Source organism: Neiella holothuriorum, assembly GCF_019457915.1.
Classification (GTDB): domain Bacteria; phylum Pseudomonadota; class Gammaproteobacteria; order Enterobacterales; family Neiellaceae; genus Neiella; species Neiella holothuriorum.
The window spans coordinates 78,006-91,483 of sequence record NZ_JAHZSS010000012.1 but is presented as its reverse complement, the minus strand read 5'-3'; the positions used below and the strand labels follow the sequence as shown (position 1 = coordinate 91,483).

General features: G+C 48.6%; 7 protein-coding genes. 5 read left to right on the top strand and 2 right to left on the bottom strand.

Features of this window, described 5'->3' with window-relative positions:
* The first annotated feature begins 120 nt into the window (after window positions 1-120).
* Window positions 121-1,065, top strand: coding sequence for a 1-phosphofructokinase (pfkB, locus tag K0504_RS11085; protein ID WP_220104263.1), 945 nt, complete (start codon window positions 121-123; stop codon window positions 1,063-1,065).
* On the opposite strand, the gene K0504_RS11080 is transcribed toward pfkB, so the two are convergent.
* Complete coding sequence (locus K0504_RS11080) at window positions 1,054-1,965, bottom strand: hypothetical protein (RefSeq protein WP_220104262.1); 912 nt, start codon at window positions 1,963-1,965, stop codon at window positions 1,054-1,056. The two genes, pfkB and K0504_RS11080, sit on opposite strands and share 12 nt — an antisense overlap.
* 152 nt (window positions 1,966-2,117) lie before the next feature.
* Entirely contained in the window at window positions 2,118-2,360 is a 243-nt protein-coding gene (locus tag K0504_RS11075; RefSeq protein WP_220104261.1) for a YecH family metal-binding protein, read from the bottom strand.
* A 470-nt stretch (window positions 2,361-2,830) separates the two neighbouring features.
* On the opposite strand from K0504_RS11075, the gene K0504_RS11070 reads away from it, so the two are divergent.
* The 4 genes from K0504_RS11070 (at window position 2,831) to recD (ending at window position 13,361) form a co-directional block, all read left to right on the top strand.
* Complete coding sequence (locus tag K0504_RS11070) at window positions 2,831-4,285, top strand: DUF3360 family protein (protein WP_220104260.1); 1,455 nt, start codon at window positions 2,831-2,833, stop codon at window positions 4,283-4,285.
* Window positions 4,286-4,573: 288 nt separating this feature from the next.
* A complete protein-coding gene (recC, locus tag K0504_RS11065; RefSeq protein WP_220104259.1) occupies window positions 4,574-7,882 on the top strand; it encodes an exodeoxyribonuclease V subunit gamma in 3,309 nt (1,102 codons plus the stop codon).
* Window positions 7,879-11,487, top strand: a complete 3,609-nt coding sequence (recB, locus tag K0504_RS11060; RefSeq protein WP_220104258.1) for an exodeoxyribonuclease V subunit beta — start codon at window positions 7,879-7,881, stop codon at window positions 11,485-11,487. Before recC ends, recB begins: the two co-directional genes overlap by 4 nt.
* Window positions 11,484-13,361: an exodeoxyribonuclease V subunit alpha gene (gene recD / locus K0504_RS11055; RefSeq protein ID WP_220104257.1), complete on the top strand. Its 1,878-nt coding sequence runs from the start codon at window positions 11,484-11,486 to the stop codon at window positions 13,359-13,361. Before recB ends, recD begins: the two co-directional genes overlap by 4 nt.
* Window positions 13,362-13,478: the final 117 nt, after the last annotated feature.

Genomic DNA, 13,478 nt, shown 5'->3' with positions numbered 1-13,478 from the left:
GACGGTCAGTAGCGGTTCACAACGTTGTGTTGGGTAAATTTCATTGCCATCATGGAAACTGTTAGTGTTAAACGCGGTGAAAGCTTGAGCCGCATGTAACTGAAGGTTTGCGCTTCGCCAATGAAACAAATCATAACGGTCACCTTAAATCCTGCGATTGATATGACCGGTGACGTGTCGCAGCTTAATATTGGACACGTTAACCGAGTGCATGACGACTCTAGGCGTGCCGCGGGCAAAGGTATTAATGTCGCTTGCGTACTTGCTCAGTTGGGCGCCAAGGTGCACACAACGGGCTTTTTAGGGGAACAAAATCAAGCAGACTTCGACGAGCTATTTACCCATTACGCTGCTAAGTACAACTTAACCGAACACTTTATTCGTGTACCGGGGCTAACCCGCACCAACGTCAAACTGGCTGAGGCTCACGGTCAAGTTACCGACATCAATTTTAGTGGCTTTAGCGTTGATAAAGCCGCACAGCAAACTCTGTTGCAGCACCTTGTTGAGTGTGCCAATGGCAATACGCTAGTGATTATTGCTGGCAGTTTGCCACAGGGCATAGCGCCGGCGTACCTCAGTGAGCTTATCAGCCAGCTCAAACAGCAAGGCGCAACAACCTTTGTTGATACCAGCGGCGATGCGTTACTGGCAGCTTGGCAAGCTCAGCCGGAATGGCTTAAACCTAATCAAGACGAGCTAGCGCAATTACTTGGCCGCCAAATAGAGCCCGACACAATCGGTACGGAAACGAGGCAGTTAGCAATGACGCCAAGGCAAACGCTGATCGTTTCAGCGGGAGCGGCTGGCGTTTATACCTTTGGCGCCCATGGTGAATTCCACTGCAAACCACCGGTGGTTCAGGTGCATAGCACGGTTGGGGCTGGCGATACCTTAGTTGCCGGTCTTGCTTGGGGTTGGTTAAATGATCTGCCTTTTGAACAAACTTTGAAAAAAGCCGTTGCGCTTTCGGCGTGGGCAGTGACCCAACACGGGGTCAATGTGCCTGATGAGATGCGTATCCAAGCCTTGCTGGCAAACGTCGCGGTTGAATCAATCGATTAAATCGTTCATTTCCGATTCAAACGGTTTCAGTTGGCGCTCAGCTTCAATTAAAAATGTGGGCAGTTGCATTTGATAGCCTGGTGGCAGCAATTTCAATAACGCATCGTCTTCAATAATAAGCTGACGCCGTTGTAGTAAATTCGCATTGGCTAACATTTGTTGAATGATGTTGGATTGCAACAATACTTGCTGATAGCTGCCGTCGGCCAACGCGAGCCGCATCCCTTGCTCAATAAGCTCGTATAGCGCCGTGTCTTTCGTTGATACATAGAACTGCAACGCCAGCGGGTAGGCGAGTAGTAAGTTTTGTTCAACTGCAAGTTCTGGCCGGGTTGCCAGTTGGGCCCATGGTTCATGCGCGCCAATCGATAAGAAATCAAATCGTTTCGATGAAAGCATTTTCCACAAGTTTTTTGCTTCGCCTGCTTTTGTGACAGAAAAGCCCGCTTGTTCCAGAATTTTTGTATCGCCCCAAAACAATCCTTGGCCAACGTTAAATTGTTTTAAGTCTTCAATAGTATCGACATTGTTGAACTTCACTTGATCGGCTTTGCGAATGACCAAAATGCGATAACCAGTCAAACCAAGAAATATGGGTTGTTGAATGGGGGCTGCGTATTGCGCGGCGCTAGAGCCGGAACTGGCCCAAAACACATCGAGCTCGTCTGACTGTAACAATGTTGAATAGCGAACTTCATTGGCAACAAACTTGATGGGCTCGAAACAGATGTCGCGGTCTGTCTTACTAAGCGCGTGTTTGAGTAACGCCAAAACGACTCTATCGCGTTCGATTTCTACATATTGATGTTTGACGGTGGTATCGCAAGCGTGACCAGCAGGGCAAAGTCCAATGCTAAAAATCCACAACAGGGCGGTTAAATAAGTTGGGAATTTCACCATATAACGGACAAACCTAAAGGCGACTTAGAACCTGCATAAGGCGCGACAACGACACTGTTAATTATTGCGGTGGCATTCTACATAAAAAAATGGAATTGGTCCGAAATGGATGAATTCCATTTTGTGAGTTTATTTGTTGGCTAAAGATACGATCAGTGATTACAAATCTTCTCTTTAGCGGTATTGAAGCCAGCATCGGTTTCGACAAATTTACCGCGTGCGGCCAGAAATTCAATCAATGCATTGGCGTCCATGTCGCTGGCACTACAAGTATGGAACTTGGTGCCTACGCCGAACTTCGCTTCAATCGCTTGTTTTAAGCTTTCGCGGCTAAATTGCGTGTTGGCTTCAAGCATCATTTCCATGACGGCATGGCCGTGAATTGAATCAGTCATCTTTCACCTTTCAAAATATGTCATTAACGTCTGCGGCCAGTCTGCAGGATTTATCGTCAATTAATTCTGATCTGGCGCAAAGCTCAGGCTACGACGGGCATTTGCGACAACTGTAATTGGCTACCAATGCTAATCGACTAGACTAGTAACCTTAGAAATTTTCAGCGTTAAAAAAAGTGCTTAAAATCAGCTATTAATTCATAAGAAGCTAATGACTAACGCTAAAAATTATGAAAACAAAGCTCAAAACTTGTAAATAAATTACGTAAATGCGCGAATTTAGTGTATTTTGCGCCAGTTTTTTAACGATTTGTGTTGTTCGTCGAAGCTTTTATGAAAAACACAAAAAAACGATGTAATTAAGATTCAGATCAAAAATCTCGCTCTATAAGGCTGTAAGCTTTCGGGCGATTAACAATGCGCTAACAAATGATGCGGCGCTAGACCAAAAAAAAGAAAAGGTGACCTTGATGTCTGAAACTGGAGAATTGAGTTACTCAGAACGGCGTAAGCCGGCGGCTAGCTTTGAAAGCCGCGAAGAGTACCTGAATCACGAACTCGAAATCACCAATGTGAAGCGTTGGGGCATTAACTTGCCGTATCGCGATTTCGGCATTGAAATTGAAGATTGGGTACCCGCTTTAGCTGCAACGATCGGCAAGATCGTGATGGTAACGGCCATGGTTGCTGCATTTGCTGCACAGTATGGTTTGTCTGCCGAATTTGTCGCAGAAAACGTTCGTTTCGAATTGCTGATTGCTGGCGTGTTGTTCGTGGTACTTTTTTCAGCCATTTTGAATCCTTCGGCTAACTTAGCCGGAACACACGGCCCGATGATTCCATTGATCCCGCTCATTGCGATGGCCGGTGGTCTCCCGCTGGCACTTGGCATCATGGTTGGTGTGTTTGGTCTGCTATTGAGTTTCTCCAAAGGTGGTTCACGGCTGGTGAACGCAACCGGGGAAGGGGTCCGCGGCGGCTTACTTATTTACCTCGGTGCTGTTGGTACGATTAGCCAAATTAGCAAGCTCGGTGGTTGGGCAGCTGGCATCGAAATGAGCACTGTGTCATTCGGCGTTATTGTCGTGACCATTGTTCTGTATGCCTACCTTGCACGTATCCAAAAGCGTTGGTTGGCCATTCCACTGTGTTCAGCCATTGCCGGTATCGTTGCTTTTGCTATGGGCGCACCGTTCGAATTTGTTACCGAGCCTGGCTTGCCAAACATGAATCCTATGTACTGGTGGGGTGAAGATACTGGCTGGCAAATGGGCCTGCCTTCGCTAGAGCAATATATTGCGGTGATCCCGTTTGCGGTACTTGCCGTTGCGATGTGGTCGCCTGACGTTCTCGGTCACCGTGTGTTCCAAGAACTGAACTACCCGCCAAAAGCCAAGAAAGTATTGATGAACGCCGATGACACAATGACGGTAGCATCGATTCGTCAAATTGTTGGTGTAGGCCTAGGTGGCGGTAACTTGGCGTCGTCTTGGGGTACATACATGATCCCTGCTGCGATTGCTAAGCGCCCAATTCCAGGTGGAGCCATATTGACGGGCTTACTCTGTGTTTTGGCTGCTGTCTTTGGTTACCCAATGGATCTAGCCATGTGGGAGCCTGTATTGCGCGTTGCTTTGTTGGTTGGCGTATTCTTGCCGCTTCTTGAAGCTGGTATGCAGATGGTGAAAGATTCTAAGAACTCGCAAAGTGCTGGTATCTGTATTTTCTCATGTGCCTTTGTAAACCCAGTCTTTGGTTGGGCGCTGACCATGTTGCTTGATAACTTGGGCTTCATTGGTGACAAAGAACGTCCGAAGCAGTTATCTACGCTTGACCGCTTGTGGTTGCCACTTGCGGCATTCGTTATCTGCGTTGGCTCGCTCGCCTTAGTAGGACAATTGCCTGGTATTCCGGCATTACTGTAACCGCAGTAAAACCTGTTTAGAGGGTCTCAATGGACTGAGCTCTCGCTGATTTAATAAGCCGCTCTATGAGCGGCTTTTTTTGTGCAGTATTTTGTTGCTTGCGTATCAATCGTTATGCCGCACCCAACATATTTTAACCGATTGATTTATTGCTAATTGGTTACGCTTACATCGAGTCAACGCGGTGAATTTCTTTGTGACCAAAAGCCTTGTTCTTTTCTCGATCCTTAGGGTGAATCACAGTAACCTTGGTGCTAGAAATTTTAAGCCATCATCAAGGTTCGGTTTGTGCTCACTCTTTATCCGTCTAACCGATTAGAAGTCTTAGCGCGTTTGCTTGAAGCCGTGCTGCAGTTTCGCCAAAGCTCACCACTAACTGCTGATACTATTTTGGTTGAAAGCCAGGGGATGCAACACTGGCTCAATATGCAGTTGGCGAAATCTCAGGGGGTGGCGATGAACCTTGAGTTCCCCATGCCATCTCGATTTATTTGGGACACGGCTAGGAAGGTATTAGGATCAAAAGTCCCCAGGCAGTCGCCATACCGCCGTGAAGTGATGGCATGGCGTATTGATAAACTGCTTGCCAGCGAACCGGTATTGAGCGCGTCTTGTTGCGCACTAGTATCGGATTATTGGTTGGGGACGAATGACGTCCTCAAGCGCTTTCAGCTGGCCACTAAAATAGCCGATCTATTTGAGCAGTATTTGATGTATCGCCACGATTGGCTGTTGTCTTGGCAAGCCAATCAGTTAACTGACAGCGCCTGTGGCGATGAGCAATGGCAAGCCTTGTTATGGCGCTTACTGGTTGCTGAAAATGAGTTGCATCCAGTATCGCTGCAACAACAATTGATGGACGAATTGCAGCACAACTTCGCCAAGCACGCAGACAAACTACCGAAGCAAATTTCAATGTTTGCTATCAACGCCATGGCCCCCCAATCATTGGCCTTTTTTAATGCGTTGGGTCAACACATCGATATTCACCTATTTCATTTGAATCCATGCGTTGATTTTTGGGGCGACTTACAATCGGATAAAGCGCAAGCCAAAACAATGCGCGAGTCTCAATATCAACGCTGGATTGAAGAAGAGCAAAGTAACCCACTATTGGCTAACTTAGGCCAACAGGGGAAAGACTTGTTCAATGGACTGCAGCAATTGGGGCTGCAAGAGATCTCTGCTTATAATCAGCCCGGCGACGACATCAAACCGCACGGTCGGTCGAGTGTACTGGCGTCGCTGCAAAATGACATTCTCAATTTGCACGATGCGCGCACTGAGCCGTCAGCAACACCGCAGCTCGACGACTCCATCATGATTAATTCATGCCATAGTGCGTTGCGCGAAATTCAAACGGTCCACGATCAATTGTTGCATCTGTTTCAACAGCGTCCCGATTTAAAACCCAGCGACGTGCTGGTGATGTGTCCGCGCATTGAAGACTACGCACCTTATGTTGAAGCAGTCTTTCGCCATCCAAGGGAAGGGCAGGCTGAAGGTGACTCGCCACGGCTGCCGTGTTCAATTGCCGACCGCACCTTACTCGACGCCGAACCTGTCGTTAATGCATTTTTATCTTTGTTGCAGTTGCCTGATAGTCGCTTTGAAGTCAGTCAAATCATGGACTACTTGCGCGTACCTGCATTGCAAGAGCGCTTTGGCTTGAATGACGCTGAGCTAGAAACCATTGAGTCTTGGTTGCGGCATGCGTGTATCCATTGGGGAATTGATGCCGATCATCAACAGAAAGTCGCTGGCGCTAGCTATCAACAAGGAACATTCTCGTGGCAATGGGGTTTGACTCGTCTGCTTAATGGCTTTGCCAGTGGTCAGCAAGAGCTCCACCAAGGCCTATTGTGGTTACCCGCAGTTGATGGTCAGCAAGGCATTTTACTCGGCCGACTGATGCAAGTTTTAGAGGCTTTGCACTTTACCGCTACTGCATTACTCAATGCTCGTACGGCAACGCAGTGGCGTGACTATTTATGGCAACAGCTGGAACAGCTATTTGCTACCGAAGCCGAGCAACTCGATTTAATGAGTCATATTCAGGACGTGTTGGCGGGCTTTGTTAGTCATTGCGCGCAAGCCGGATATGAGGACGTCATTGAACTATCGGTGGTTAGGCATTATTTGACGCACCACTTTTCTCAGCCGGACACCGGCAACCATTTTATGACTGGGCAAGTGACCTTTTGTTCAATGGTGCCGATGCGAAGTATTCCATTTAAAGTCATTGCCATTTTGGGCTTGAATGACGGTGTTTTTCCGCGCCAAAGTAACCCGCTTAGTTTTGATTTGATGGCACGACTGGGGCGCCGCCAAGGCGATCGTTCGCGCCGCGGAGATGATCGTTACCTGTTTTTGGAGGCGTTGATATCAGCCCGCGAAAGCTTAATTCTCAGTTACCAAGGAAGAGATGCGAAAGACAATAATGAGCGTCAACCTTCGTTGGTATTAACCGAACTCATGGATTATTTGCATCGCGGCTATGGCTGGCAATTTGAAGGCGCCAACGATCAATTGCAGCAAATGCCGTTGCACCCGTTTAGCTCCTCGTTGTTTAGTCAGGGGCAAAGTTTTGATGGCGGTTGGATGAGGCTTGCTAAGCCGCTAGAGTCCAGCGAGCGGCGCTGTCAGTTAACATTTGAATCGGATAGCAGCGAGTCAACGCCGGTGCTGACAGTAGCTGCGCTTAGTCAGTTTTTTAATCATCCGCTACGAACGTTTGCGAACGAGCGCTTGCAACTAAATTTGGAACAATACGATCAAGCATTAGATGATGCGGAGCCTTTTGCCGCCGACTCGCTGATGCGTTTTGGCGGCACTCAACAATTGGTTGAGGTGATTTTAAAAGGCAAACCAGTTGAGCCCGAGATCAACATGTTGCAGGCTTCGGGTTTGCTACCTCAAAGCCCCCAAACCGAGTCTGACGTTGAGTTGTGGTTAGAGCGCGCGCAGCGAATGGTCGAGGCGATTACCGCGGTGTCACCATTACCAACCACAAGTCAGCGCACGGCGTTAACATCCCATATTATCGACGCGCAGTTAACTTGGTATGGCGATCAGCAAGGCGTGATTTGCTATCACCCAGGTAGCGCAAGTGCCACCCAATTAACCAAGTTGTGGTTACATCATTTGGTTGGAACATTAATTGCCGGCAAGGCCATCACCAGCCTTGGCTTTTATCTCGATTCCAAAAGCCATCAAGTTATTGACGTTGAAATTGGTGCGCACATTCAGCCTGAACAAGCGCGCGCCGTTCTCGACGATTTACTCACGACTTACCAGCAAGGCTTGTGTGAACCGCTTATGGTATTTGCAAAATTTGGTCAGGCTATTTGGCAAAAAAGCCCAAACCAACCGCTGTCAGAAAAACTATCTGAAGGCGACCTGCTAAAAGCATGGCGAAGTACTTTAGACGGCAACACCTTTAGCAATGTTCCAGGGTTGGCAGATGATCCTTATGTAAGTTGGTTTTACCAAGGCGACGATCCATTTGCGCTGCCAGAAGAGTCTCTATTAACGCTACTAGAGCGCGTTTACCAGCCGATGTATAGCGCGTTGGCCATGACGGAGGCGAACCTATGAGTCGTCAGCCAACCCAAGCTAAACCACTTGAGCCGCAGTCGTTACCACTGTTTGGGCGCCACTTAATTGAAGCGAGCGCGGGTACCGGTAAAACCTATAACATCACGCGCTTGTATTTACGGCTGTTGCTTGAACGAAAACTGGTGGTGCAGCAAATTCTCGTTATGACCTTCACCCGTGCGGCCACCGAAGAGCTTCGAGGTCGCATTGCTGCTACGTTACGCCAAGCGTTAGCGGGGTGGGGAACATTGGGCGCTAGCGATCCCTTCTTTGACTATTTGGAGAACGCGTTAGATGCGGAAGAGGTTCGCCAGCGGCTACAAGCGGCTTTGCTGGAACTAGATGAAGCGGCAATCTATACCATTCATGGCTTTTGTAATCGTGTGTTGTCGCAACAGGCGTTCGAAAGCAGCCTGCCATTTGATGTCAGTATGGAAGCGGATACCAGCTTAATTCAACAGCAAGCCGTACAAGACTGGCTACGGCAAATACAACGTCGACCAGACGATTACCAACATTTAGTTGCGCAGGGGGGGCATGTTCCTGAGCGATTTATCGCTGAGTTCGGCGGTTTGTTAACGAACCAAGACACCATTCGAAATGGTTATGCCAATCACTTGTTGGCCGATGATTTGGTCGAAAAACATCGCAACTTTTCAAACCAAGCGGGTGATGTCAAAGCAAACTTAATTGCTGAGCAAGACACAATTTTATCGTATTTGCTCGACAGCCAGCAGGACTTAGCGCCGCAATGGCACGTATTACTTGATGGCTTAACCGGCCCGCTAGCTGACTACCCAACATCACTTGCTGGTAAATTTGCAACGTTCAGTAAATATCGTTCGAAAGCGGCGCCGTTTAAACCGCTATTGCAGGCGCTTAAAGCGCTAACTGCCACCGCTAAACAGCTCATTGTCGATGAGCAAAATCATCAGTTAGCCCAAAGCTATCAGCTGGTACTGGTTGGCATAGACCATATCCGCGTCCGCATCAATGACAGTAAACAGCAAGCCGCAATGCTCGATTACGATGACTTGATTAGCCGCCTTCATACGCGTCTACGCGAGCAACCCACCGGCGCCTTAAGCCAGCAATTACAACAACAATACCCAGTTGCGTTAGTTGATGAATTCCAAGATACCGACGCGGCGCAATATGAAATATTCGATATTCTTTACCCGCGTAACGCCGGCGCTAGCGATCAGGCCATTGACGAATCGGACCATCCCGAGCAACCCTTGTTGTTAATGATTGGCGATCCGAAACAAGCTATTTATGGGTTTCGCGGTGGCGATATTTTTACGTACTTAACGGCGCGAAAAGCAGCCGATTTTCATTGGGAAATGGATACCAACTGGCGTTCGGTTGCCGACATGGTCAGTGGTTATAACCGACTGTTTTGGGGAAACGCGCTAGCCGAACCAACTGCTGATGTGTTTGGTTATGGCATTCACTATCAACAAATTCGATCCACCCCCAAAGCCGGCGCCTGTGATTCGCCGCTGACCGATCCGCAGCGTAGCGCTGCGATGCAATACGTTTGGCTTAATAGTGAGGGACTAGAGGACGATAGTACCGACGGCTTGCAACAGCAGCTTGCCAAGTGGTGTGCGTTAGAAGCCCGACGTTTACTGACCGAAACGACGCTTGGCGACCAGCCATTAGCGCCCCCTGACATTGCATTTTTGGTGCGTTCGGCCCGTGAAGCCAGTTTTGTAAAACAGGCATTGCAGCGGCAGGGGCTTGATGCAGTGTTTGTCAGCAATCGTCAGCGTTTGTTCGACAGTGATGAAGCACAATCGCTACAAGTTGCACTAGAAGGGATATGGCATTGTCAGAGTAACCGTCAACTATTGCGGGCGTTATCATCAAGCTTGCTCGGTTTTGGCGCGCAATCGCTAGCTGACTTTCAATCGCCGGATCATGAACAAGCATTCGAGCAAGCGCGGGCCTTAGTATTGACGCTGCGTCAGTTGTGGCAGCAAAAAGGCATTATGGCGTTGATGTTGCGGTTACTACAGTATCACTATCAGCCGCCAGCGAATGCCCATGAGCGAGCTGCGACGAACATGCTCCATCTTGCTGAGATCTTGCAGCAGCGTTCTCGCCAATACAAACAACCACAGCAATTGTTGAATTGGTTTGGCCAACAGCAACGTCAGCCCGACAGCCAAGATGATTATTTATTGCGGCTTGAGAGTGACCAAGCGCTGATCCGCATCGTCACGCAGCATGGCTCTAAGGGGTTGGAATACCCAGTCGTTTTTATCCCATTTGCCAATAAGTACCAAGATCCGGCCAAAGCTGGCGCTAAATTTCAGCAGGTGTTTCGTTACCAAGATCCGGCCGCACAAAAACAAGTTTGCCAACTTGGCAAATCAGACGAGGCTGTTGAATGTGTTCGCCGCGAAGGCCATGCCGAAGCCATTCGCTTGCTCTACGTAGCCGTAACGCGCGCAGCACATCGTTGTTATATCGGTGCCGCGCCTTTTCGAAATAGCGAAAGCTCTGCACTTGGGCAAGTGCTTCACATGGCCAAAGGCAAAGATTGGCAACAAACAATTACCGATGTTGTTGCGACCTCAGCAGGTGCGAGTTCGTTGTTGAGTGGCAACGAGCCGCCACAGGCAAAACATCAACTGGCCGTAACGGATGAGCCATTACAACTCAACGCGGCACATTTCACTGGCGAGCTCCGCCATGACTGGCAATTAACCTCATTCTCAGCAATCACGCGACTTGCCCATCAGGTCAAACTTGATCAAAAAGAGCGCATTGATCAAGTAACAGAGCTCGAGTCCGATGTGGTACCAGCCCCAGTCACTGAGTTGCGCTATACGCTCAAAAAAGGTGCCGCGGCCGGTAATTTGTTACACGATATTTGTGAGCATATCGACTTTGCTGATCCGCAATGGGATAGCGCTTTAGAGGCGCCAGTGCAACGTTTCGGTTATTTAGAAGAGCAAGACGTTTGTGAGTTAAAAACTTGGCTGAGCGAAGTGTTTGCTGCGCCTATGCCGAATATGTTTGATTCGGACCAGCCCTTTTGTATGGCCGACTTAAGCCGTGCTCAGACATTACGAGAAAGTGAATTTTACTTTCCTATCGCGGCGCTAAAACGTACCCAATTAGCGGCTTGTTTGCAGCAACATCGAGGGGATGGCCAGCCTGTGTCATTACCCGGAGAGCATCAATTAAACGGCATGATGCACGGTTTTATCGATTTGATTTTCGAACACCAAGGCCGCTATTACGTAGCGGACTACAAAAGTACTCATCTGGGCACTCAACCAGACGATTACCAGTACAAGCAACTTAAAGCGAATAATCAAACTCACCATTACGATCTGCAGTATTTGATTTACTGTCTGGCGTTACATCGTTATTTGGCGGTACGGATCCCAGATTATGATCCGGCGAGTCACTTTGGCGGTGCCTATTACTTGTATTTACGTGGCATGCATCAGCAATCAATCGAGGGCACCGATTATCCAGGTGTTTACTACAGTGCAATTTCGGTTGACTTGCTCAACCAATTAGATGCCATGTTTAGCGGCAATCATTCGCCCAAAGTGACCAACGATTTAGTAGCGGAGCGATCATGAATTACGCCAACTCTAGGGCTTGCCAGCAACAGTTAAAGGGCATTGAAGCCATTGATTTCTTCTTAGCGCGCCAGTGCTACCAGTCGCTTGAGTCAAGTTTGCCGCAACCGAGTCGACCAATGGCGTTTCATTTGTTGTTGGCGCTCAGTTGGTACGAGCGGCAAGGGCACAATTGCTTGGATATTACGACATTAGCGAACCAGCGCTTATGGCACGAGCCATTAGAGCTTTCCTCAGGATTTCATTTTGCTGATTTGGAAACCTTGCAATTGATTCTAAACCAATGCGCGGCGCAGCTCGACGAATCCATTCCGCTAAAAATTGTGAACAACCGTTTGTACCTTTTGCGGGCTTGGCATGATGAGCAGTTCATCGCTGATAGCATCGCAACGCGCGTAAAATCGCAGCCCCTTAATGCGGATAAGCTGGCGCGGGTTAGGGCGCTCTGGCCACGTCTGTTTTCGCAGAGCAAAGACAGTGCGGAAATTGATTGGCAACAAGTTGCTGTTGCGAATGCGCTTGGTCGTCAACTCACCATCATTTGTGGCGGCCCAGGTACCGGCAAAACTTACACCGTGGCGCGCCTGTTAATGGCAGTACTGGCCGCAGAACAAAACGATAACTTTAAAATATTGATGGCGGCGCCAACTGGCAAGGCTGCACAGCGACTGAGCGAATCAATCGAAAGTTCGCGTCATAGTTTGCAGCAAGGAGAAGCCGAGCCATCGCTGCTCGCGGCAATCCCTCAACAAGCATCAACGCTACACCGCTTACTTGGCTATCGCCCCGATAAAATTGGGTGCACCTTTAACGCAGATAATCCATTAGATTGTGATCTGTTATTAGTCGATGAAGTCTCAATGGTTGACTCTGCAATGATGGCGCGTTTGCTTGCCGCGCTACCAGCGCAAGCCATGTTGGTTCTATTAGGCGACGTTGATCAATTGCCGTCAGTCGGCGCTGGTTGTGTGTTGGCTGATATCACTCGTAAAGAGGTGACCGGCTATAGCGATGTTAGTGCTGCGCAAATAAATGCGATTAGTGGCCAACAGGTACCGGTGATTTCAAGCGCGCAATTTGACCATCAATCCATGTTACGTAAAAGTCACCGCTTTTCGGGCGAGATAGGTGAGATCGCGCAGTTGGTGATCAACTGTGATAGTGCGCAAAGTTGGGCGTTATTACGCGATAGGCACATAGAAACTGCACAAGCAACGCAACAGCAGCCACTTTTTTACATTGATCCTAACGACGCTGAAGCATGGATTAGTTCCTATGCCGTTAAGAATTACAGCAAGGTGTTACTGGCATCATCACTACAGCACGCATTTGAGGCGCTCGCTGAATTCCGCATTTTGGTGGCGACACGGCAAGGCGATTATGGTGTTGAGCCGTTGAATGCAAAAATAGAACAATTGTTAATGCGACGCTATAACGGGCATGAAGACTGGGTAATGAAGCTCGATCACCCATATCGCGGACGGCCCATCATGGTCACTGAAAATGACTATGGTTTAGACTTGTTTAACGGCGACATTGGGTTAATCTGGCCTGACGAAGCAGGGCGATTAATGGCTTGGTTTGAGACCGGCGACAATCGTTATCGCCGCATCAGTTTAGCGAGGCTACCGGCAACAGAGCCTGTCTATGCCATGACGATTCATAAAACCCAGGGATCTGAATTTGGCCATGTCGCGATGTTATTACCGCCAAATCCGCATGATTTGCTAAGCCCTGAATTGCTATACACCGGCATCACCCGAGCGCGCAAACAGCTTACGGTTATTAGTTCTTCGAGTGTTTGGCAACAAGCCCTGTCAAAGCGAATTGGGCGCAGCTCTGGATTGGCCGACGAGATTGCCAACCGGCTATAACGCCACTTTTACCCCTCATTTTATTTCTAAAGCGATTTCATTGTGTTGAATTCGCTTTTGTCTCATACCTTATGGCGTTTCTTAGACTAGTCTGTAAACACATTAGTAAGCCCTGCT

Bases quoted from the DNA above. Each gene is read 5' to 3' on its own strand.
- pfkB (WP_220104263.1), top strand. From the start codon at position 121: ATGAAACAAATCATAACGGTCACCTTAAATCCTGCGATTGATATGACC.
- K0504_RS11080 (WP_220104262.1), bottom strand. From the start codon at position 1,965: ATGGTGAAATTCCCAACTTATTTAACCGCCCTGTTGTGGATTTTTAGC.
- K0504_RS11075 (WP_220104261.1), bottom strand. From the start codon at position 2,360: ATGACTGATTCAATTCACGGCCATGCCGTCATGGAAATGATGCTTGAA.
- K0504_RS11070 (WP_220104260.1), top strand. From the start codon at position 2,831: ATGTCTGAAACTGGAGAATTGAGTTACTCAGAACGGCGTAAGCCGGCG.
- recB (WP_220104258.1), top strand. From the start codon at position 7,879: ATGAGTCGTCAGCCAACCCAAGCTAAACCACTTGAGCCGCAGTCGTTA.
- recD (WP_220104257.1), top strand. From the start codon at position 11,484: ATGAATTACGCCAACTCTAGGGCTTGCCAGCAACAGTTAAAGGGCATT.